General features: G+C 72.5%; 18 protein-coding genes. 11 read left to right on the top strand and 7 right to left on the bottom strand.

Annotated features, from left to right (window positions below; all coding sequences use genetic code 11):
* Positions 1–116 precede the first annotated feature (116 nt).
* The gene (locus ACIA6T_RS03365; protein WP_399444865.1) at positions 117–968 is read left to right on the top strand and encodes a DUF6461 domain-containing protein; all 852 of its coding nucleotides are present in this window, start codon (positions 117–119) and stop codon (positions 966–968) included.
* A 4-nt stretch (positions 969–972) separates the two neighbouring features.
* Here the strand turns inward: ACIA6T_RS03365 and ACIA6T_RS03360 are convergent, their stop codons facing one another.
* Positions 973–2,028, bottom strand: a complete 1,056-nt coding sequence (locus tag ACIA6T_RS03360) for a LacI family DNA-binding transcriptional regulator (protein WP_399444864.1) — start codon at positions 2,026–2,028, stop codon at positions 973–975.
* Positions 2,029–2,371: 343 nt separating this feature from the next.
* Here ACIA6T_RS03360 and ACIA6T_RS03355 point away from each other — a divergent pair, with 343 nt between their 5' ends.
* The 4 genes from ACIA6T_RS03355 (at position 2,372) to ACIA6T_RS03340 (ending at position 7,216) form a co-directional block, all read left to right on the top strand.
* Positions 2,372–3,730 carry an ABC transporter substrate-binding protein gene (locus tag ACIA6T_RS03355; protein WP_399444863.1) on the top strand — a complete coding sequence of 453 codons (1,359 nt, stop codon included), beginning with the start codon at positions 2,372–2,374 and terminating at the stop codon, positions 3,728–3,730.
* A 5-nt stretch (positions 3,731–3,735) separates the two neighbouring features.
* Positions 3,736–4,749, top strand: a complete 1,014-nt coding sequence (locus tag ACIA6T_RS03350) for a carbohydrate ABC transporter permease (RefSeq protein WP_399445298.1) — start codon at positions 3,736–3,738, stop codon at positions 4,747–4,749.
* 12 nt (positions 4,750–4,761) lie between these two features.
* Entirely contained in the window at positions 4,762–5,667 is a 906-nt protein-coding gene (locus ACIA6T_RS03345) for a carbohydrate ABC transporter permease (RefSeq protein WP_399444862.1), read from the top strand.
* 109 nt (positions 5,668–5,776) lie between these two features.
* Entirely contained in the window at positions 5,777–7,216 is a 1,440-nt protein-coding gene (locus ACIA6T_RS03340) for a GH1 family beta-glucosidase (protein WP_399444861.1), read from the top strand.
* A 100-nt stretch (positions 7,217–7,316) separates the two neighbouring features.
* Here ACIA6T_RS03340 and ACIA6T_RS03335 read toward each other — a convergent pair whose 3' ends face one another.
* The 3 genes from ACIA6T_RS03335 to ACIA6T_RS03325 form a co-directional block, all read right to left on the bottom strand.
* Complete coding sequence (locus ACIA6T_RS03335) at positions 7,317–8,753, bottom strand: cellulose binding domain-containing protein (RefSeq protein ID WP_399444860.1); 1,437 nt, start codon at positions 8,751–8,753, stop codon at positions 7,317–7,319.
* A gap of 107 nt (positions 8,754–8,860) precedes the next feature.
* Positions 8,861–10,273, bottom strand: coding sequence for a sensor histidine kinase (locus ACIA6T_RS03330; RefSeq protein WP_399444858.1), 1,413 nt, complete (start codon positions 10,271–10,273; stop codon positions 8,861–8,863).
* Complete coding sequence (locus ACIA6T_RS03325; protein WP_399444857.1) at positions 10,270–11,007, bottom strand: response regulator transcription factor; 738 nt, start codon at positions 11,005–11,007, stop codon at positions 10,270–10,272. The genes ACIA6T_RS03330 and ACIA6T_RS03325 overlap by 4 nt, the downstream gene beginning before the upstream one ends.
* Positions 11,008–11,117: 110 nt before the next feature.
* Between ACIA6T_RS03325 and ACIA6T_RS03320 the strand changes: the two genes are divergently transcribed.
* Positions 11,118–11,669 (top strand): hypothetical protein, encoded by a 552-nt coding sequence (locus tag ACIA6T_RS03320; RefSeq protein WP_399444856.1) that lies wholly within the window; start codon positions 11,118–11,120, stop codon positions 11,667–11,669.
* Positions 11,670–11,830: 161 nt separating this feature from the next.
* Here ACIA6T_RS03320 and ACIA6T_RS03315 read toward each other — a convergent pair whose 3' ends face one another.
* Positions 11,831–12,700, bottom strand: coding sequence for a spermidine synthase (locus tag ACIA6T_RS03315; protein ID WP_399444855.1), 870 nt, complete (start codon positions 12,698–12,700; stop codon positions 11,831–11,833).
* 297 nt (positions 12,701–12,997) lie between these two features.
* A complete protein-coding gene (locus tag ACIA6T_RS03310; RefSeq protein ID WP_399444854.1) occupies positions 12,998–13,447 on the bottom strand; it encodes a hypothetical protein in 450 nt (149 codons plus the stop codon).
* 256 nt (positions 13,448–13,703) lie between these two features.
* Between ACIA6T_RS03310 and ACIA6T_RS03305 the strand changes: the two genes are divergently transcribed.
* Positions 13,704–15,152 carry a hypothetical protein gene (locus tag ACIA6T_RS03305; protein WP_399444853.1) on the top strand — a complete coding sequence of 483 codons (1,449 nt, stop codon included), beginning with the start codon at positions 13,704–13,706 and terminating at the stop codon, positions 15,150–15,152.
* 204 nt (positions 15,153–15,356) lie between these two features.
* Here the strand turns inward: ACIA6T_RS03305 and ACIA6T_RS03300 are convergent, their stop codons facing one another.
* Positions 15,357–15,956 carry a histidine phosphatase family protein gene (locus ACIA6T_RS03300; protein WP_085573313.1) on the bottom strand — a complete coding sequence of 200 codons (600 nt, stop codon included), beginning with the start codon at positions 15,954–15,956 and terminating at the stop codon, positions 15,357–15,359.
* Between the two features lie 188 nt (positions 15,957–16,144).
* Here ACIA6T_RS03300 and ACIA6T_RS03295 point away from each other — a divergent pair, with 188 nt between their 5' ends.
* The 4 genes from ACIA6T_RS03295 to ACIA6T_RS03280 are packed head-to-tail and all read left to right on the top strand — an operon-like array spanning position 16,145 to position 21,138.
* Entirely contained in the window at positions 16,145–17,104 is a 960-nt protein-coding gene (locus ACIA6T_RS03295) for a phosphatase PAP2 family protein (RefSeq protein WP_399444852.1), read from the top strand.
* On the top strand, positions 17,055–18,197 hold the full coding sequence (locus ACIA6T_RS03290) for a hypothetical protein (protein ID WP_399445297.1): 1,143 nt from the start codon (positions 17,055–17,057) through the stop codon (positions 18,195–18,197). Before ACIA6T_RS03295 ends, ACIA6T_RS03290 begins: the two co-directional genes overlap by 50 nt.
* Entirely contained in the window at positions 18,188–19,792 is a 1,605-nt protein-coding gene (locus ACIA6T_RS03285; protein ID WP_399444851.1) for a hypothetical protein, read from the top strand. Before ACIA6T_RS03290 ends, ACIA6T_RS03285 begins: the two co-directional genes overlap by 10 nt.
* Positions 19,789–21,138: an AAA domain-containing protein gene (locus tag ACIA6T_RS03280; RefSeq protein WP_399444850.1), complete on the top strand. Its 1,350-nt coding sequence runs from the start codon at positions 19,789–19,791 to the stop codon at positions 21,136–21,138. Before ACIA6T_RS03285 ends, ACIA6T_RS03280 begins: the two co-directional genes overlap by 4 nt.
* Positions 21,139–21,167: the final 29 nt, after the last annotated feature.

The following is a 21,167-nucleotide window of genomic DNA, read 5'->3' as shown; positions in this document are numbered from 1 at the left end:
GACCTTGTGCCAAGGTCACCGGCTGTACTCGTTTCCGTCACCGGGATGTCAGCGGGCCGACCTACGGTCGTCGGCGAACAGGCGTAGGGCCTGTTCGCCGTCACAGGGGAGGGCACGTGAGCGACGGTGTGCGGTGGATGGTCGGCGCGGTGACGAGTTCCGGGTACATGTTCGATGTGCACTTCGCCCGTGGCATCGACGCCGAGGAGCTGGCGGTGCGCATGGGGGCGCGGCGCGGGGCGGCCGCCGGACCGATGACCGACGACGAGATGGCCGACCTCGACGTCGACGGCTACCCCGAGCGCGGGCCGGGCAGCGCCGCGGTACGGGTCGGCGAGCACGAGGGCTGGGCGTTCGCCGTCCTCTACGGCCGCTACCTCGAACGGCGGGAGGAGGTCTCCCGCGACGGCGTGGAGGCCGTCCACTACCACTACAACTCGGAGCACCCGCCCACCACCGTCCTGTACGCGCGCGACGGCCGCACCGTCTGCGGACACGGACTGGGCGAGGAGGGCGTCCGCTGGGGCGAGGAACCCGATCTGCTCCTGCCCGACCTGGTGGCCGCGGGACTCCTGCTCCCCGACGGCGTGACGGACCCCGTTCCCGAAGAGGAGTACGACGACTACGACGACCACGACTACCGCGAACGCGACCGCCGCAGCCTGGCCGTCTTCGAGAAGCGTCTCGGCCTCTCCCTGCCCCGCACCGTGCTCACCGACCGCCTCCCCGTGTACGCGGTCGCCGGTTCACCGGCGAACGACTTCGAGGAGATCAGCGCCTGGGCCGAGGCCGACGGCAGACCACTGCCGGACCGGCGCCTGGGCCTGGTCCCGGTCGGACTGCGCAGGGAATACGAGCAGGCCACCGACCCCCGGTGGTGGGAGCGCGGGGCACACCACCGCGTCGCCGCCCCCACCTTGCACGCCGAGGCGGTCCTGAAGGACCCGGCCCCCGGCACGGAGCACTGAGGCGTCACGACGAGGCGCGGCCCACCAGCTCCGTCGCCAGCACCATCTGGCGCCGCTCCAGCTCCCGGGACACCGACGGGCGGCGGTCGGCGACCTCCGCGAGGAGGAGGTCGATCATCGCGCGGCCCATCTCCTCTATCGGCTGGCGCACGCTGGTCAGCGGCGGGTCCATGTGGCGGGCGATGGCGGAGTCGTCGTAGCCGACCAGGGCCACGTCGTCGGGGATGCGGCGGCCCGCGTCGCGCAGGGCGTGCCGGGCGCCGGCCGCGGTGACGTCCGAGGCGGCGAAGACGGCGTCCAGGTCGGGGCGGCGCTCCAGCAGGGCCGCCATCGCGCGCCGGCCGCCGTCCTCGGAGAAGTCACCGGCCTCGATCAGCAGCTCGTCCACCTCGTGGCCCGCGTCACGCAGGGCGTCGCGGTAGCCGTCGACGCGCCGCTGGGCGCCGTACACGTCGAGGCGGCCGGTGATGTGGGCGATGGTGCGCCGGCCCCGGCCGATGAGGTGCTCGACGGCCTGGCGGGCGCCGCCGTAGTTGTCCGAGTCCACGGAGGCGAGCGTCTCGGCGGCCGAGCGGGGGCCGCTGATCACGGCCGGGATCTCCAGCTGGGACAGCATGTCGGGCAGCGGGTCGTCGGCGTGCACCGAGACCAGCAGCACGCCGTCCACCCGGTGGGCGGCGAGGTACTCGGCGAGCCGCTGCCGTTCCCGGTCGCTGCCCGCGAAGATCAGCAGCAGCTGCATCTGGGTGTCGGAGAGCGCCGCGCCGACGCCCCGGAGCATGTCGGAGAAGTACGGCTCGGCGAAGAACCGGGTCTCCGGCTCGGGCACGACGAGGGCGATGGCGTCGGTGCGGTTGGCGGCCAGGGCGCGGGCCGCCGTGTTCGGGACGTAACCGAGCTCGGCGACCGCGGCCTCCACGGCGGCGCGGGTGGCGTCGCTCACCCGGGGCGAACCGTTGATCACCCGGGAGACCGTGCCGCGGCCGACGCCGGCGCGCGCGGCCACCTCTTCGAGGGTGGGCCGGCCGCCGCTCCGGCCCCGCGCTCCGTGGCTTGCCATCGGCCCCGCCTTCCGTCGTATGTCACGCTGGCCTGGAATGTAACAGCCCCGCCAGTGACGGTGGCCGCCGCCGGGAGGGCGGCGTGCGGACCACGGGCTTCCGTGGGCGGATCTTCGACGTCAAGTTAACAGGCAGATAACTGAAGGCACTTTGCCTCGTCTGTTCCCTTGACACCCCCGCCCGGACCCGCGACTCTTCAACACATCACTTGTGGGAGCGCTCCCACGGTACCTGACACATACACAACCCGCACGTTCCCCGCCCGAGCCGCAACGCGCAAGATACGGGACCAACAAAGCCGTTGGCCGGGGGGTCGGTACGTCAGGGCAACAGGAGGACGCAATGCGAGCACGTACCCTCCCCCTCTCCCGTCAGCGGTCGGGCGGGGGGAAGCCCATCGCCCGTAAGGCGCTGGCCATAGCGGCCGTGGTGTCGCTGGGCACCGGGCTGCTGGCCGGCTGTGCCGACGACGGCGGTGGCGACGGCGACGGATCCTCGTCCGACAGCGAGGGCAAGACCAAGATCACGATGGGTCTGTTCGGCACCTTCGGCTACGAGGAGGCCGGTCTCTACGCCGAGTACGAGAAGCTGAACCCGGACGTCAAGATCGAGCAGACGGTCGTCGAGCGGAACGAGAACTACTACCCCGCGCTGCTCAACCACCTCACCACCAACAGCGGTCTGATGGACGTCCAGGCCATCGAGATCGCCAACATCGCCGAGATCGTCGGCACCCAGGCGGACAAGTTCGCGGACATGTCCAAGGCCGAGGGCGTCGACAAGGCCAACTGGCTGCCCTGGAAGTGGGAGCAGGCCACCAGCAAGGACGGCCAGACCGTCGGTCTCGGCACCGACGTCGGCCCGATGGCCATCTGTTACCGCAAGGACCTCTTCGAGAAGGCCGGCCTGCCGACCGACCGCGAGGAGGTCGGCAAGCTGTGGGCCGGCGACTGGAACAAGTTCATCGAGACCGGTGAGAAGTACAAGAAGAAGGCCGGCAAGGACACCTTCTTCATGGACTCCCCCGGCGGCATGCTCAACGCCGTCCTCAGCAGTGAGGAGGAGAAGTTCTACGACGCCTCCGGCGAGGTCATCTACAAGACCAACCCGGCCGTCAAGGACGCCTTCGACCTGACCGCCGAGGCCGCCGAGAAGGGCCTGGTCCAGTCGCAGACGCAGTTCCAGCCCGCCTGGGACACGACCATCGCCAACAGCAAGTTCGCCACCGTCGCCTGCCCGCCGTGGATGCTCGGCTACATCAAGGGCAAGTCGAAGCCGGAGGCCGCCGGCAAGTGGGACGTCGCCGTCGCGCCGAAGTCCGGCAACTGGGGCGGCGCCTTCCTGGGCGTGCCGAAGAACGGCAAGAACGTCGAGGAGGCGCAGAAGCTGGTGACCTGGCTGACCGCGCCCGAGCAGCAGGCGAAGCTGTTCAAGGTGCAGGGCAGCTTCCCGAGCACCCCGGGCGCGTACGACAGCCCCGAGGTGACCGGCGCGAAGAACGAGATGACCGGTGACGCCCCGATCGGTGAGATCTTCTCCGAGGCCGCCAAGCAGATCCCGGTCCAGGTCATCGGCCCGAAGGACCAGATCATCCAGCAGGGCCTGACGGACAACGGCGTCATCCTGGTGACCAAGGGCAAGTCCGCCAAGGAGGCCTGGGAGACGGCCACCAAGACCATCGACAACAACCTGGACAAGTGACCGAGATGGCCACCCGCCACGACACCGCCGCGCTCCCCGTCAAGGGGGGCGCGGCCCCGGGCCGTCCGCCCAAGGGCTCCGTGCCCACGGACAAGGACCAGCGACGCCGGGCCAAGCTGTCCCGGCGCTGGCAGCGCGACATGCGCTGGAGCCCGTACGCGTTCGTCTCGCCGTTCTTCCTGCTCTTCATCGCCTTCGGCCTGTTCCCGCTGATCTACACGGGCTGGGCCTCGCTGCACCAGGTGGAGCTGACCGCCCCGACCGACATGAGCTGGGTCGGGCTGAAGAACTACACCCGGATCTTCGACGACGAGTTCTTCTGGAACGCCGCGCAGAACACCCTGACCATCGGCATCATCGCGACCGTTCCGCAGCTGCTGATCGCGATGGGCATCGCCCACATCCTCAACTACAAGCTGCGCGCCTCGACCTTCTACCGGGTCGCGATGCTCGCGCCGTACGCCACCTCGATCGCCTCCGCCTCCCTGGTGTTCGTGCTGCTCTTCGGCTACGACTACGGCATGATCAACTGGGGTCTCGACCTCGTCGGGATCGACCCGGTCGACTGGCAGGGCGACAAGTGGCCCTCGCAGTTCGCCGTGTCGGCGATCATCATCTGGCGCTGGACCGGCTACAACGCGCTGATCTACCTGGCCGCGATGCAGGCCATCCCGCAGGACCTGTACGAGTCGGCGGCGCTGGACGGCGCCAGCCGCTGGAAGCAGTTCCTCCACGTGACGCTGCCCTCGCTGCGTCCGACGATCCTGTTCACGGTGGTGGTCTCCACCATCGGCGCCAGCCAGGTCTTCGGCGAGCCGCTGCTGTTCGACGCCAACAAGGGCGCGTCCGGCGGCGCGGAGCACCAGTTCCAGACGCTCGGCCTGTACCTGTACGAGCAGGGCTGGGTGAACCAGCACCTGGGCCGTGCCTCGGCGATCGCCTGGACGATGTTCGCGATCCTGATCGTCGTCGGCATCATCAACCAGCTCATCTCGCGCCGGCTGCGCGCCAGCAGTTAAGGAGGTGTGGCCGTGACGACGACTGTGACGCCCCCCGAGACCACGCCCGCCAAGGAGTCCAAGCGTCCGCGCCTGCCGAAGTCGGCGCGGGCCGGCGGAACGCTGCACGGCGGTCCGATCGCGTACGCGATCCTGATCGTGTTCACGATCGTGTCGCTGTTCCCGCTGGTGTGGACCGCGATCGCCGCCTCCCGGGACAACCAGCGGCTGGCGGAGAACCCGCCCCCGCTCTGGTTCGGTTCCAACCTGTTCAAGAACCTGGAGATCGCCTGGCAGGACGCCAACCTCGGTGAGGCCTTCCTCAACACCACGATCGTGGCGGGCATCTCGGCGGTGACCATCGTCGTGCTGTCGACGATCGCCGGGTTCGCCTTCGCCAAGCTGCGCTTCAAGGGCCGCAACGCGCTGATGCTGATCGTGATCGGCACGATGATGGTGCCGCCGCAGCTCAGCATCATCCCGCTGTACATGATGGTCGCCAAGCTCGACTGGTCCGACCAGCTCCAGGCGGTCATCTTCCCGTCGCTGGTGAGCGCGTTCGGCGTGTTCTTCATGCGGCAGTACCTGCTCCAGGCGCTGCCGGACGAGGTCATCGAGGCCGCCCGGGTGGACGGCGCGAGCAGCTGGCGCGTGATATGGCACGTGGTGTTCCCGGCCGCGCGGCCGGCGATGGCCGTGCTCGGCATGCTGATGTTCGTGCAGACCTGGAACGACTTCCTGTGGCCGTTCCTGGTGCTGACCCAGACCGGCAGCCCGACCGTGCAGGTGGCGGTCGCGGGCCTCGGCCGCGGGTACACCCCGGACCAGTCCCTGATCATGGCGGGTGCGCTGCTGGGTACGCTGCCCCTGCTGCTGGTCTTCACGATCTTCGGCAAGCAGATCGTGGGCGGCATCATGCAGGGCGCCGTCAAGGGCTGACGCCCGCTTCACGTTCGTACCCCTGGGGGCCGGGTCACCGCCGCCTCGGCCCCTCCCCCCTCCTTTTCGTACTCGTCGGTCTTCCACGACCTCCTATGGGAGCGCTTCCATGTCTGACTCCGCAACGCCGGCGACCCCGGTGACCTTTCCTCCCGCCTTCCTCTGGGGCGCCGCGACCTCCGCGTACCAGATCGAGGGGGCGGTGCGGGAGGACGGGCGCACGCCTTCCATCTGGGACACCTTCAGCCACACGCCGGGCAAGACGGCCGGCGGCGAGACCGGTGACATCGCCAACGACCACTACCACCGCTACCGCGACGACGTGGCGATGATGGCGGACCTCAACCTGAACGCCTACCGCTTCTCCGTCTCCTGGTCGCGGGTGCAGCCGACCGGCCGCGGCCCCGCCGTGCAGCGCGGTCTGGACTTCTACCGCAAGCTGGTCGACGAGCTGCTGGCGAAGGACATCAAGCCGGCCGTCACCCTCTACCACTGGGACCTGCCGCAGGAGCTGGAGGACGCGGGCGGCTGGCCGGAGCGCGACACCGCCTACCGCTTCGCCGAGTACGCGCAGATCGTGGGCGAGGCGCTCGGCGACCGCGTGGAGAACTGGATCACGCTCAACGAGCCCTGGTGCAGCGCCTTCCTGGGCTACGCCTCCGGTGTGCACGCCCCCGGCCGCACCGACCCGGCGGCCGCGCTGAAGGCCGCCCACCACCTGAACCTGGCGCACGGCCTGGGCACCAAGGCGCTGCGTTCGGTGATGCCGGCCCGCAACTCCGTCGCGCTCAGCCTCAACACCTCGGTGGTCCGGCCGCTCTCGCCGAGCGACCCGGCGGACGTGGCGGCGGCGCGCAAGATCGACGACCTGTCCGGCGGCATCTTCCACGGCCCGATCCTGCACGGCGCCTACCCGGAGACGCTGCTGGAGGCGACCTCGTCGATCACCGACTGGTCGTGCATCCAGGACGGCGACCTGGACCTGATCCACCAGCCGCTGGACGCGCTCGGCCTCAACTACTACACGCCCACCCTGGTCTCGGCGGCGGACCCGGACGCCAAGGGCCCGCGGGCCGACGGCCACGGGGCGAGCGAGCACTCGCCGTGGCCCGCCACGGACGACGTCGCCTTCCACCAGTCGCCGGGCGAGCAGACCGAGATGGGCTGGTCCGTCGACCCGACGGGCCTGCACGAGCTGATCATGCGCTACAACCGTGAGGCGCCCGGCCTGCCGATCTACATCACCGAGAACGGCGCGGCCTTCGACGACAAGCCGGACGCCGACGGCAGGGTGCACGACCCGGACCGCGTCGCCTACCTGCACGGCCACCTCTCGGCGGTGCGCCGGGCCATCGCCGACGGCGCGGACGTGCGCGGCTACTACCTGTGGTCCCTGATGGACAACTTCGAGTGGGCGTACGGCTACGACAAGCGCTTCGGCGCGGTGTACGTCGACTACGTGACCCAGCAGCGGACCCCGAAGTCCAGCGCCCTGTGGTACGCGCGGGCCGCGAAGGACGGAGCGCTTCCGGAGCCGGAGGGCATCTGACCGGCTCCCGGTTCCGGGAGACGGGGGAGCGGAGAACGGGGGGCGGGGCGCGGCATCCCAGGGGGGGTGCCGCGCCCCGTTTCTTTCCGCCGTGCGCTGCTTACTCGTAGGCCGCGAACGCCTTCGAGAAGGCGAACTCGTCCTGGAGGATCGAGCTGCAGGTGGGGTCGGCGGACGGCTTGGTGCCGCCGGCGCACTGCTGGTCACGGGCGCCGGACCACATCGACAGCCAGCCGAGGCCCTTGGACTCGGCGAAGTCCACCAGCTGGGTGGCGTCGTCGACCTTGAAGACCTCGGTGACGACGTCGTTGACGCCGATCATGGGGGTGACGGCGACGGTCTTCCAGGCGTCGGCGTCACTCAGCCCGAGGACGCCCTTGATCTGGGCCTGGGTGGCGGTGGCGGCCTGCTCGGCGTAGGTGCCCATGTCGCCGCTGTACGCCGGTCCGTAGTCCATCGCCATGATGTTGACGGCGTCGATCCGTACGCCGTTCTTCCTGGCGTCGGCGAGCAGGTTCACGCCGTCCTGGGTGAGGCCCTCCGGCATCACCGGGAGAGTGAAGGAGACGTCCAGGCCGGGGTTGGCCTTCTGGAGCTTGGCGATCGCCTGGGCACGGCGGGTGTTGGCCGCCGTGTCGGGCAGGGCGCCGCCCTCGACGTCGAAGTCGACCTTGGTGAGCCGGTAGGTGTCGACGACCTTGGTGTAGGCGGCGGCCAGCGCGTCCGCCGAGGCGCAGGTGGTGCCGAGTTCGGAGCCGGCCGCGCCGCCGAAGGAGACCCGGACGTCGCCGCCCTCGGCGCGCAGCGCGCCGATCTGTCCGGCCACGGCGTTGCCGCCGAGGTCGCTGACACCGCCCCACTTGGGGGTGCAGCCGCCGCCGTCGGTGATGAAGGCGAGGTTGTAGTTCTTCACGCCGGTCGCCTCGGCGCTCGCGACCAGGTCGAAGGCGGGGAAGAGGGAGGTGTCGACGTAGGGCGCGAACCCGGCGTCGGTGCCGTTGCCGGTGCCGGTGCTCTCGGTGGGCCCGGCGGTCGGCTCCTCGGTGGGGGTCGGCTGGGTGGTGGGGGTGGGGGCGTCGGTGGGACGGCCGCTGGGTTCGGGCGCGGGGGCGCTGTCCGTGCCGCACCGGGCGCCGTCGACCAGGCAGCCGGCCGGGTCGCCGGTGCCCTTGGCGACGAAACCGACGGTGACGGACTCGCCCGCGGCCAGGCCGTCGGTGTCCCACTTGGCGGACCGCACGGTGACGTGCCGGCCGCTCACACCGGCCTCGGCGTTCCACAGCGAGCCGAGCTCGGTGCCGGCGGGCAGGTCGAACTCCAGCTTCCAGTCCTGGTTCCGCTCGCCGCTGTTGTTGGTCACCACGTACTGGGCGGTGTACCCGGTCGACCACTCGCTGGTCCTGGTGTACGCCGCGCCGACACCGGCCGCCTGGGCGGTGCTGGTGAACAGGAACGCGCCGCCGCCGGCCACGGCCGCGGCGGTCACCGCGCCGATCGCCTTGTTCCTGCCGCTGATCCTGCGCCGGTGCGTGCTCATCGCGTGCCTGCCTTCGTTGCCGTCCGGGGGTGTGCGGCAGCACGCTAGCGAGCCGGATTCGGACAAAGTTCCTGATCCGGGAGGCCGTTGGGGATCTTAGGGTGCGCTTAAGGAAGGGATCGGGGCCGGTTAAAGGAGGCGACCAGCCGGCCCGGTCCGCGACGGCGGCGCACGGTCCCCCGGTGTCCGCGCCGCCGGGGTTCCCGCTCGCGCCCGTCGAGCTGGATCCAGATCCGCACCTCGGTCCCGCCGAGCACGGACGAACCGATCCGTACGTCCCCGCCGGTCGACTCCGCGAGCCGGCGCACGATGTCCAGGCCGAGCCCGGTCGAACCGTCGCTGCCGGAGCCCCGGCCGCGGGCCATCGCCGCCTCGGGGTCGGGTATGCCGGGGCCCGCGTCGGAGACCAGCACGATCACCGCGTCCTCGCCGTTGTGCACGTCGACCGCGAACGCGGTGCCCTCGGCGGTGTGCCGGAAGACGTTGCCGAGCAGCGCGTCGAGGGAGGCGGCCAGATCGGTGCGGGCCACGGGTATCCGCACCGGCCGGTCGGCGCCGGCCACCCGCCATTTACGGCCCTCGTCCTCGGCGAGCGCCGACCAGAACGCCATCCGCTCCCGCACCACTTCGGCCGCGTCGCACCCGGCACCGGGTCCGGCGGCGGCCGTCTGCGGCTTGGCGTCACGGGCGGTGCGGATGATGGTGTCCACCTCCCGCTCCAGCTGCTCGACCGCCGCCCGGGTCTGCTCGGCGGCCGGACCGTCGCCGAGGGAGGCGGCGTTGAGCCGCAGCACGGTCAGCGGCGTACGCAGCCGGTGGGACAGGTCGGCGGCCAGCTCCCGCTCGTTGGCGAGCAGTTGGACGACCTGGTCGGCCATGGAGTTGAACGCCACGGCCGCCAGAAGCAGTTCGGTCGGCCCGTCCTCGGGCACCCGGGCCCCCAGCTTCCCCTCGCCCAGTTCGTGCGCCCCCTCGACCAGCCGCTGCGCGGGCCGCACCATCCGTACGCCCAGCCGGTCGGCGACCGCGACCGAGCCGAGGATCAGCGCGACCCCGACCCCGGCGAGCACCGCCCAGGCCGTGCCGACACCGTTGGTGACCTCGGCCTCGGGGACGAACACCTCGACGACGGCGATCTCGCCGCTGCTCAGCGCGACCGGCTGGAGCAGGGCCGAACCGCCGGACACGGTGGAGGTGGAGACACGCCCCAGTTCCCGCACGGCCGCGACGTCCTCCTCGGCGGCCCGCCGCTCCCCTATGTCGAGGGCCTCGCTGCCGTCGCCGGCCGGGATGTGCACGGCCATCGCGGCGTCCGAGCCGACGGAGGCGACGACGCGTTCGAGCTGGTCGCGGTCGGTGGTGATGGACAGCGCGGGGGCGACGGCCGCCGCCTCCCGCTCGGCGTTGGAGAAGGCGCGGTCGCGGGCCATCTCCCGGATGACCAGACCGAGCGGCACCGCGAAGGCGACCACGACCATCGCGGTCACCGCCAGCGACACCTTCACCAGGGCCCATCTCATCGCGGCGGCTCCACCCCGGGCGTGCGCGGCGCGTGCGGCGCCTGCGCGGCCGGGGGCTCCAGCTTCACGCCGACGCCCCGCAGGGTGTGCAGATAGCGGGGACGGGCGGCGGTCTCCCCCAGCTTCCGGCGCAGCCAGGACAGATGGACGTCGATGGTCTGGTCGTCGCCGTAGGACTGCTGCCACACCTCGGCGAGCAGCTCCTTGCGGGGGACGACCACGCCGGGCCGTCCGGCGAGGAAGGCGAGCAGGTCGAACTCACGCCGGGTCAGATCGAGCCGTACGCCGTCCAGTTCGGCCTGGCGGCGCAGCGGGTCGACGGTCAGGCCGCCGACCCGGATGACCGGGGAGGGCGCCGCCTCCCCGCCGCCGGCCCGGGCCCGGCGCAGCACGGCCGCCATCCGGGCCGAGAGGTGCTCCACCGAGAAGGGCTTGGTCAGATAGTCGTCCGCGCCGGCGTTGAGCAGCCGTACGATCTCGGTCTCGTCGTCCCGGGCGGTCGCGATGATCACCGGTACGTCGGTGATGCCGCGCAGCATCTTGAGGGCCTCGGAGCCGTCGAGATCGGGCAGTCCGAGGTCCAGCACGACCACGTCGAAACGGTGGTGGGCGACCTCGCGCAGCGCCTCCAGCGCCGTGCCCACGCTGCGCACGGTGTGCGAGGCGTCGGTGAGCTGCCGGATGAGCGCCGAGCGGACGAACTGGTCGTCCTCGACCACGAGAACACTTGCCATGCGCCGCACCGTACGCCATGCCGGGCGGGCCGGGTGCGGGCCTGTGGACAACTCCGGACACCTCCGCCGGCGCGACACTCCCGAGACGGATGGGGCAGTATGGCCCGACGATGCGCAGAGGATTCGTACACGTACTGGCCTGGCTGCTCGCCACGGGCGCGGCGGTCACGCTGTCGTGGTGGGGTGTCAGCACGGTGATGGAGGGCACCGCCTACGATCCGCCCCGTGCCCTGCCCGTCACGGCGGCCGAAGAGAAGTCGCGGGCGGCGTCGTCCTCGACGCAGCGGCCGTCGGAGGCGGAGCGGCGTTCGGAGAAGCCCGGGGAGACGCGGAAGCCGTCGGCGAAGCCCGACGAGGCGTCGTCCCCCGAACCGGATCCGAAGCCGTCCCGGACCACCACGCCCCCGTCCTCCCCCTCCCCCTCCGCTCCGGCCGCCTCCGGTCAGGTGAAGGGTTACGACACCAAGGGCGGCCGGGCGGTGTTCGACCTCGGCGAGACCTCCGCGTCGCTGGTGTCGGCGACACCGGGGGCCGGCTGGTCGATGCAGGTGTGGAAGACGGAGTCGTGGATCCGGGTGGAGTTCACCTCGGGCGCGGACCGGGTGTCGGTCTTCTGCACCTGGCACGACGGTCCGCCGCGAGTGGAGATCGGTACGTACTGAGGGGTTCCGTCACGGGTGACGCGAAGGGGTGTTCCCTTCCCCGTACGCATCTGCTCCGTACGCACCTGCTCCGTACGCACCTGCTCCGTCACCGGACCGCAGGCGCGCGCGGCACCGATGACACGACCGCCCCCGGGGCCCGTACGCGCCGACCGGCCCGGTCACCCGAACACGGACGCGGGTGGCGCCGGTGAGGCGACCGCCGCCCGGTCCGTCACGGGGGTGGCCCCGCCGGTGAAGTCGATGAGGTCCCTGCCGTGCTGGACGCGGCCCGGGTGCGGGTCGGAGGCGGCCCGGCGGGTCAGCTCGGCGATCGGCAGGGGCGCGTCGGAGGCGACCAGGACGGCGTTGCCGAAGCGTTTGCCGCGCAGCACCGCGGGGTCGGCGATCAGCGCGAGTTCGGCGAACCGGGCGGCGGCGGTGGCGATCTGTCCGCGCAGATGCGCGAGGGGCGGCCCGTCGGCGAGGTTGGCGGCGTAGACCCCGCCGGGGGCGAGGGCCCTGCGGACGTCGTCGAGGAACTCGGTCGAGGTGAGGTGGGCGGGGGTGCGGGCCCCGCTGAAGACATCGGCGACGACGAGCCCGGCCCAGCCGTCCGGCACCTTGGCGAGCCCTTCACGGGCGTCCACCGAACGCACCCGGATGCGGGCCTTCGGGTCCAACGGCAGCTCCCGCCGGACCAGTCGCACCAGCGCCGCGTCCCGTTCGACGACCTGCTGGGTGGAACGGGGCCGGGTGGCGGCGACGTACCGGGCGAGGGTGAAGGCGCCACCACCGAGATGCACGGCCTGCAGGGGTTTGCCGGGCGGGGCGGCGAGATCGACGACATGGCCGAACCGGCGCTGGTACTCGAAGGACAGATACGCCGGATCGTCGAGATCGACATGCGACTGCGGCGCCCCGTCGATCAACAGCGTCCACCCCCGCACCCGCTCCCGGTCGGGAACAAGCCGGGCGACCCCACCGTCGACCTGCTCGACGACACCCTCGACGGCTGCTTGTCCACGCCCACTGTTCCTGGCCCTGCCCATTCCCCCATTGTCCCAGGCCCCGTCAGCAGCCCCTGCCGCGTCACTTCCAGCCCCACCGGGGCCGCCTCCAGCCCTGCCGGGACCGCCTCCAGCCCTGTCGGCGTTACACCCAGCCCCTCCGCGTCACTTCCAGTTCCACCGGGGCCACTTCCAGCCCTGCCGGGGCCACTTCCAGCCCCTCCGGCGTTACACCCAGCCCCTCCGGCGTTTGAGGAGCGGGGGTCCGGGGGCAGCGCCCCCGGGGTGATGGGGGAGGGTAAGGGCGGCGGGGGCGAAAACCCTCCCCGGACCCGAACCTCACGCACACCCATCCGCAGCCTCGATCATCCGCTGGGCCTCGTCCAGCGCCTCCCGCAACGCCGCGGGATCCGTCGCCGGCTCCACCTCCCCCGGCGGCAGCAACCAGTCCGCCCCCTCCCCCGAAGCCACCGGCGCCAGCCTCAGCCCGCAGCCGTCCGTCTCCGTACAGACACTCCCCGGCACGTCCCAGTCCGCAGCCGTCCCCGGAGGCACCAGAAACCCCAACGTGTCGCACCCGCCGTCATGCAGCACCGGCCCCACCGCGTCCCCCACCCCCCGCCGCAGGATGTCGACCGCCTCCAGCCCCTGCCGCGCCGGAACCGTGACCACGTCACAGTCCACACTCGGCAGCCCAGGCAGCTCCGCCAGCCCTGTCAGCTCCGGCAGCTCCGGCAGCTCCGGCAGCTCCGGCAGCTCTAAAGAATCCTTGCTCCGACTGGTCGTCATCCCGGCCTCCACCGCACACATAGGGCCCCCGGTACACAGGGCCCAACGAGCCGCGACGTCAACGGCTACGACAAAAGTCCGCCGCAAAGGATGGCAGTTCATGGCAGATCACGGATGACATATCCGGATTGTTGCCAAACTCCGCGTAGTGACTCCGTCACAACAGGTACGTTCTAGCCCGCCGGAAACAGGGCAGCACACGCACAAACCGCCCCGATTCCGGCATGGTTCGACGGTTCGCAGAGAGGACCCGGCCATGGCGTCGTCAACGGTGCCCTCGTCCCAGCCCCATCGGCCCCCGCGGCCGAACCTCGCCTTCCGGCAACTGCGCGGACCGCGCTCGCCGGCCGAGTTCGCCGCGGTGGTCCGGCGGGCCGCCCGCGAGATCGGCGAGCGGGTCAGCTGTGACGCGCGGTACGTGCACCGGGTGGAGGCGGGCGAGATCCGCTGCCCCAACTACGCCTACGAACGGGTGTTCCTGCACATGTTCCCCGGCCGCACGCTGACCGACCTGGGCTTCGCGCCCCGCTCGTCGGTGCGCGGGCGCGGAGCGCGGACCGCCGGGGACACGTCCCCGGCCCACACCGAGAACCCGGCGAACGCCACGACTGAGAACAGCGGGGCGTACGAGCCGTATGAGACGCAGGACCGGTACGACACGTACGACACGCACGACCACGAGGAGAGCGACGTGCTGCGTCGCGCATTCATGACCGGCGGGGGCGCCACGATGGCCGCCACCTCGCTGAGCCCGTACGGGTTCGCCTCCGACGCCTCGGCGGCACAGCGCGCCGTCCGCCGCGCGGGGGCGAGCGACGCGGGCACCCTGGAGGAGGCCGTCCGCCGCATCCGGCTGCTGGACGACCGGCACGGGGCGGACGGGCTGTACCGCCGCGCGGCGGCCCCCTTGCGCGCCGCCTACGCACTGCTGGACGCGGGGACGACCCGGCAGCGGACGGCGGACCGGCTGTACTCGGGCGCCGGGGAGCTGGCCATCTCGGTGGGCTGGCTGGCGCACGACTCGGGCCGCTTCGACGACGCGCGCTCGCACTACGCGGAGGCGCTGGCGACCGCGCGGGTGACCGGGGACCCGGGTGTGGAGGCGCACGCCTTCTGCAACACGGCGTTCCTCGCGCGGGACGCGGGCCGGCCCCGGGAGGCGGTACGGGCGGCGCAGGCCGCGCAGCGGGCCGCGCGCCCGCTCGGCTCCCCGCGGCTGATGTCGCTGCTGGCGCTGCGGGAGGCGGGCGGCTGGGCGGGGCTCGCCGACCGCACGGGCTGCGAGCAGGCGCTGGTCCGGGCGGGGGCGTACTTCGAGCGCGGGCCGTCGGAGGCGGACCCGGAGTGGATGAGCTTCTACGGGGAGGCCGAACTGGAGGGCCTGGAGGCGCAGTGCTGGTCGACGCTGGGCGACTGGCCGCGCGCGGCCCGGCACGCACGGCGGGCGGCGGAGCTCCAGGACCCGCACTTCACGCGGAACATCGCGTTGTACACGGCGGAGCTGGCGGACGACCTGGCCCGCGGGGGCCGCCCGGACGAGGCGGCGGAGGCCGGAATGCAGGTACTGGACCTACTGACCGAGGTCCAGTCGTCCCGGGTCCGCACCATGCTGGCCGGCACATCCCGCGTACTGCTCCCCCACCGCCGGGCATCAGGCGTCTCAGCCTTCCTGGACCGCCACGACTCACTCCCCCGCGCGATGTGACCACCGGCGCGTCACTGCGGGCGACCGTGCCGCTGAGACACCACCCACGCCCCGCCAACTGCGGGCAATCGTGCCGCTGGGGCGGCACGGGTGGGCGCAGCGGCACCCCGCAAGCGCCGGGCAGCGCGACCCACCCCCGCCCAGCCCCCACGCGGGGCACCCCACGAGCACCGGGCCACGCACCCAGGAACCAGGCGCCAGGCGTCACGCAGCCGCCAGATGCCCCGTCTCGTTCCAGGACTCCACCGCCGGCTCGCCGTACGCCCACCCCAGCACCGACAGGGAGGTCGGATTCAGCCGGATACGGGCCGCGAAACCGATCGGCAGATCAAGCCAACGCGCACCGATGGAACGAAGCATGTGCCCGTGCGCGAAGACCAGCACGTCGCGGTCGGCGGACCGGGCCCAGGCCACCACCTCGTCCGCACGCGCCGTCACCTCGGCCAGGGTCTCCCCCTCCGGGACCCCGTCCCGCCAGATCAGCCACCCGGGCCGCACCGCCTGTATCTCCGCCGGCGTCATCCCCTCGTACGCCCCGTAGTCCCACTCCATGAGCGCGTCCCAGTTCTCCGCGCGGTCACCGAACCCGGCCAGCTCACACGTCTCCCGCGCACGAACCAGCGGACTGGTACGCACCTCGACACCGGGCAGCCCCCCGTACGGCGCCCGGTGCAGCCGCTCGCCGAGCAGCTTGGCACCCCGCCGGCCCTCCTCCAGGAGCGGCACATCGGTCCTGCCGGTGTGCTTGCCGGACAGCGACCACTCGGTCTGTCCGTGCCGGGCCAGCAGGATGCGCGGTGCCATGGGAGACCTTCCGGGTGAAAATTCGCAGGCGGAACTCCCCCATCATCGCGCACCCTGGTCGCGGGCAACCCGGGGGGCGATCCACGCGTCTCTCAGAGCCGAGGGCATGTCACGGGGGACGCGCGCACACCGTAGAGTGGCTGGCCGCTGAACGGAGCACCGCGCGAGAACAAAGGGGGAGCGATCGGATGCCGCACACCGAGACACCGGGCACCGAGGCCGCCCCGGCGACCCGGCTGCGCTGGTGGACGGAGCTGCCGCTCATCCTCCTGGTGTACGCCTGCTACTCGGCGGGCCGGCTGGTCGTCCGCGGCGACGTCTCCGACGCCGTCGACCACGGCCTGGCGATCCTGCGCGTCGAGAAGGCGCTGTACCTCAACGCCGAGCACCCGCTGAACCGTCTCTTCACCCGTGAGCCGTGGCTCGGCATACCCGCCGACTTCTGGTACGCGTCGCTGCACTACCTGGTGACCCCGGCGATCCTGATCTGGCTGTTCCGCTCCCACGCGGTGCGCTACCGCGCCGCCCGCACCTGGCTGATGACGTCCACCTTCATCGGCCTGATCGGCTTCACCCTGCTGCCCACCTGCCCGCCCCGGCTGCTCGACGCGAGCCACGGCTTCGTCGACACGATGGCGCACTACAGCTCGTACGGCTGGTGGGGCGGCGAGGCGAGCGCCCCGCGCGGGCTCGGCGGGATGACGAACCAGTACGCGGCGATGCCGAGCCTGCACGTGGGCTGGGCGCTGTGGTGCGGAGTGATCCTCTGGCGGTACGGGCGCACGCGCCTGACGAGGACGGCCGCCGTCGTCTACCCGCTGGTGACCACGATCGTGGTGATGGGCACCGCGAACCACTACTTCCTCGACGCGGCGGCGGGCGCCGCCGTCATGGGCGCCGGCCTGCTGCTGGCCCCGGTCGTGACGCGGTACGCGGACCGGGCGAGGGCCCGCTTCCTGCCCCGCGCCGCGGCGGTCCCGGCGGACTCCTCCGCCGCGGGTTCCCCGAATGTCAGTGCCGGATGCCAGACTTCCGCGGGTGAGCGATTTCCACGGCAGCGGCACCCCGAGCCACGGTACGGAACAGGGACCGAACCGGGTGCCTCCCCCTCGGACGCGGGAGAAGGCGCTCCGGCGACGGCTCGCTGAGCTGCGCGGCCCGGAGGTCCCGGCCAAGGCGCTGGACGCGCGCGCCCTGGCCGCCCTCGCCGCCAACCCGGGCTGCAGACGGCGCGCGATCCTCGACGGCGCCGGGGTGAACAAGGCGGTGCTGGCCGACGCGTTGGGCTCGCCGTCGGTCTTCGGCCAGTCCCAGTTCGCGTTCGTACGGGGCAACGCGTTCGAGGCGAAGGTCAAGGCGGACGGCGGTACGGAACTGCTGCGCCTCGCCCACGAGAAGCTGGACCGCGCGGCCGAACCGCCCGTCGACGCGCGCGTGCCCGATCTGACCGCCCAGGGCCCGCAGGGCCGCACGGCCCGTACGGAGCTGGCGCTGCGCGAGGCCACCGGGGCGCCCGGCGCGTGGACGCTGCTCGACCACCCGATGCTCGCGCTCGAGGTCGCGGGCTCCCCCGCCTTCCTGGAGCCGGACGCGGTGGTGGTGCACCCGGACGGCAGCTGGACGGTCGTGGAGATCAAGTCCTTCCCGATGCTGGACGGCGCCGCGGACCCGGCGAAGGTCGGCGCGGCGGCGCGCCAGGCGGCGGTGTACGTGCTGGCCCTGGAGCAGGTGGCCGCGCGACTGGATCCGGCCCCGCGCGTACGCCACCGGATCCTGCTGGTGTGCCCGAAGGACTTCTCCAACCTGCCCACCGCGTCCGCCGTGGACGTGCGCAAGCAGCGGGCGGTGACCGCCCGTCAACTGGACCGGCTGACCAGGATCGAGGAGATCGCCGACACGCTCCCCGAGGGCACGTGTTTCTCTCCGGAGCTGCCGGCCGAGCGACTGACGCAGGCCGTGGAGGCGGTCCCGGCGACCTACGCGCCGGAGTGCCTGTCCGCGTGCGAGCTGGCCTTCCACTGCCGGGACCGTTCCCGCGCGGAGGACGCGGTGACGCGCCTGGGCCGTCCGGTACGGGCGGAGCTGGGCGGTCTGACGACGGTCGGGGACGTGCTGGCGGCGGCCCGCGGAGAGGCCGGTGACCCCGACGACCCGGCGGTGGCGGCACTACGCAGGGCGGCGGCCCTGCGCGCGGAGGCGCTGGAGGCGGCAGCCCTCCTGGAGGTGGCTCCTTGTCCCTGATCGCCACCCTCGCCCGTCTGGAGGCCGTCAGCACCGGCCGCGCCCAGCCCGCCGCCACCGTCCGGCACCGGCACCTCTCCGAGCGGCCCCTGGTCCTCGTACCGCTCATCACCGCCGGTGAGGCGGGCGCCCCGCTCGGCGCGCTGGTGGGCACCGACCGGGACGCGCCGCGGCTGCTGGTGGTGCCGCAGCCACGCGACCGTGACCTCCGCTTCGCGTTCCTGGCCGAACTGGCCGACGTGGTGCTGCCGTACGTCGACGGTTTCGCGGACGTCGTGGAGGCCGCCGAGCGCTCCGAGACCGACCCGGAGACCGGCAAGCGGGTCAAGGTCGAGGTGGAGCTGTGCGCGGACGCGCCCCAGCTGATCGTGCCGTCCCGGGCCGGCATCGACCTCGTGCGGCTCCTCGGCCGGTCCATGCGGTTCCGGCGCACGGCGGAGCAGGACCCGGAGGCCCCGTTCCCGGCGCCGCCCCGGGTGCCGCTGCTCGGGCGGTGGCTGACGCACTTCGGGGAGCGGGCCCGGGTGCCCGGCTCCTCGCTGCTGCTGGCCATGAGCGACGTACTGGCCCGGCACTGGGCGACCGGGCAGTCCTCCCTGGAGGACCAGCACCTGGGGGCGCTGCTCGCCTGGATCGACCCGCCCGAGGGACGCTCGGGGGCGGAGGCCGCGCAGGAGGCGGAACTCGCGCGGGACGCGGCCGGCCAACTGCTGTGCCCGCCCGCGGGCCCGGCGACCGACCCGGCGTTCGACAACAAGCTGCTCGCCCCGGCCATCGAGCGCTACGACCGTGCCCGTACGGCGCTCGCGGCGGCGGAGGACGGCCTGGAGGCCGACGACCGCCTCGGCGCGCTGACCGGGGCCGAGCGGGAGATCCGCGCGCTGGTGGAGAGCCGTACGCGCCCCACGTGGGACGCGGTGTGGCGGGGCCTCGACCTGCTGGCGGAGCTCCCGGAGGGCGCGCGCGTCGAGGAACGCTGGACGCGCGACCGCTGGTCGTTCACCGGCCACCGGGACCGGGTGGCGGCCGGTGAGCCGCCGCAGCCGCGCCGCGACGACGCGGTCACCGCGGCGAACAAGCTCGCCACGCGCGAGCGGGAGCAGGCCCGGCTGGAGGCGCAGGAGGCGCTCGACGACCCGCTGGCGATGGCGGCCCGGCGGCTGTCCGGGGAGGCGTTCGCGGGCGAGGTGGTCGACGTGGTGATGGCGTACAGCGAGAGCAAGCGCCCGAGCCCGCGCCCGCTGGTCACCGTCCGCACGGACGACCGCCCGCAGCTCGGGGAGCGGGTGCGGACGTACCGCTCGCTGGGCGGGAAACCGCAGACGGCGGAGTTCGTCGGCTACGAGGACGGACCGGAGGGCGGTCTCCTCGTCCTCCGCGTCATGGACAAGATGGGCCGGGGCAAGGAGCCGGAGGAGGGCTCGGTCCCGGAGAAGGGCGACCGCGTGTGCTTCACGCTGTTCGAGCACGAACCGCGCGGCGGGGCGAAGTTGCCCGACCCGGAGGAGACGCCGTGGACCCATGGCGGACCACCCGGTGAGGAGGCGGCCGTACCGGAGCCCGCCGACCCGGTGACCGAGGAGGACGTGCTGTGACCGCCCCTGCCCGGCAGGCCGTGTTCGACCCCGGCGCGGCGGCCGGCCGCGCCACCGACGCGATCCTCCGCGACACGCTGCGCGGCACCGCGCGCGGTGTCGTCGTCGACTCCCCGCCCGGCGCCGGCAAGTCCACGCTGGTGGTGCGCGCGGCGCTGGAACTGGCGGAGGCGGGCCGCCCCCTGATGGTCGTGGCGCAGACCAACGCGCAGGTCGACGACCTGGTCCTCCGTCTCGCCGAGAAGAACCCGGACCTGCCGGTGGGCCGACTGCACAGCAGCGACACGGACCCCTACGACAAGGCACTCGACGCGCTGGACAACGTCCGCAAGTCGGCGAAGGCGGCCGATCTCGCCGGCCTGGACGTGGTGATCTCCACGGCGGCGAAGTGGGCGCACGTCAAGGGCGTCGAGCCGTGGGAGCACGCGATCGTCGACGAGGCGTACCAGATGCGCTCGGACGCGCTGCTCGCGGTGGCGGGACTGTTCGAGCGGGCGCTGTTCGTCGGCGATCCGGGCCAGTTGGACCCGTTCTCCATCGTGGGCGGCGAGCAGTGGGCGGGCCTGTCGTACGACCCGTCGGCGTCCGCCGTGACCACCCTCCTCGCCCACAACCCTGAACTGCCGCAGCACCGCCTGCCGGTCTCCTGGCGGCTCCCGGCATCGGCGGCCCCCCTGGTCTCCGACGCGTTCTACCCGTACACCCCGTTCCGCAGCGGCACGGACCACGGCGACCGCGGGCTCACCTTCTCCGTCCCGCCGGACGGTTCGGCCCCGGACCGGGTGATCGACGAGGCGGCGGAGTCCGGCTGGGGCCTCCTGGAACTCCCCGGCCGCCACACCCCACGCACGGACCCGGAGGCGATCCGCGCGGTCGCGCTGGTGGTCCGCCGCCTCCTGGACCGAGGCGGAGCGGCGACCTCCGAACGCTCCCCGGACCCCACTCCCCTGACCACCGACCGCATCGCGGTGGGCACCGCCCACCGCGACCAGGCGGCAGCGATCCGGTCGGCACTCACGGAACTGGGCGTGCCGGACGTCACCGTGGACACCGCGAACCGCCTCCAGGGCCGCGAGTACGACGTCACGGTCGTCCTCCACCCCCTGTCCGGCCGCCCCGACGCCACCGCCTTCCACCTGGAGACGGGCCGCCTGTGCGTCCTCGCCTCCCGCCACCGCCACGCCTGCATCGTGGTCTGCCGCGAGGGGGTCACCGACCTCCTGGACGACTACCCGTCCACGGAGCCGGTCCAGTTGGGCACGCTGGTGAAGTTCCCGGACGGCTGGGAGGCGAACCACGCGGTGCTGGCGCACCTGGCGGAGCACCGGGTGAGGTGGCGGACCTGACTCTGACTCAGCTGGGGTCTGTAGCATCG

It is taken from the genome of Streptomyces sp. NPDC051740 (assembly GCF_044453165.1).
Classification (GTDB): Bacteria; Actinomycetota; Actinomycetes; order Streptomycetales; family Streptomycetaceae; genus Streptomyces; species Streptomyces atrovirens.
The sequence above is the reverse complement of the archived record's forward strand: the minus strand, read 5'-3'. Positions and strand labels throughout refer to the sequence as shown.

Excerpts from the sequence above, each read along its gene's own strand:
- ACIA6T_RS03320 (WP_399444856.1), top strand. The coding sequence starts at position 11,118 with ATGCGCAGAGGATTCGTACACGTACTGGCCTGGCTGCTCGCCACGGGC.
- ACIA6T_RS03350 (WP_399445298.1), top strand. The coding sequence starts at position 3,736 with ATGGCCACCCGCCACGACACCGCCGCGCTCCCCGTCAAGGGGGGCGCG.
- ACIA6T_RS03355 (WP_399444863.1), top strand. The coding sequence starts at position 2,372 with ATGCGAGCACGTACCCTCCCCCTCTCCCGTCAGCGGTCGGGCGGGGGG.
- ACIA6T_RS03360 (WP_399444864.1), bottom strand. The coding sequence starts at position 2,028 with ATGGCAAGCCACGGAGCGCGGGGCCGGAGCGGCGGCCGGCCCACCCTC.
- ACIA6T_RS03305 (WP_399444853.1), top strand. The coding sequence starts at position 13,704 with ATGGCGTCGTCAACGGTGCCCTCGTCCCAGCCCCATCGGCCCCCGCGG.
- ACIA6T_RS03295 (WP_399444852.1), top strand. The coding sequence starts at position 16,145 with ATGCCGCACACCGAGACACCGGGCACCGAGGCCGCCCCGGCGACCCGG.
- ACIA6T_RS03340 (WP_399444861.1), top strand. The coding sequence starts at position 5,777 with ATGTCTGACTCCGCAACGCCGGCGACCCCGGTGACCTTTCCTCCCGCC.
- ACIA6T_RS03300 (WP_085573313.1), bottom strand. The coding sequence starts at position 15,956 with ATGGCACCGCGCATCCTGCTGGCCCGGCACGGACAGACCGAGTGGTCG.
- ACIA6T_RS03335 (WP_399444860.1), bottom strand. The coding sequence starts at position 8,753 with ATGAGCACGCACCGGCGCAGGATCAGCGGCAGGAACAAGGCGATCGGC.
- ACIA6T_RS03330 (WP_399444858.1), bottom strand. The coding sequence starts at position 10,273 with ATGAGATGGGCCCTGGTGAAGGTGTCGCTGGCGGTGACCGCGATGGTC.
- ACIA6T_RS03325 (WP_399444857.1), bottom strand. The coding sequence starts at position 11,007 with ATGGCAAGTGTTCTCGTGGTCGAGGACGACCAGTTCGTCCGCTCGGCG.
- ACIA6T_RS03310 (WP_399444854.1), bottom strand. The coding sequence starts at position 13,447 with ATGACGACCAGTCGGAGCAAGGATTCTTTAGAGCTGCCGGAGCTGCCG.
- ACIA6T_RS03315 (WP_399444855.1), bottom strand. The coding sequence starts at position 12,700 with ATGGGCAGGGCCAGGAACAGTGGGCGTGGACAAGCAGCCGTCGAGGGT.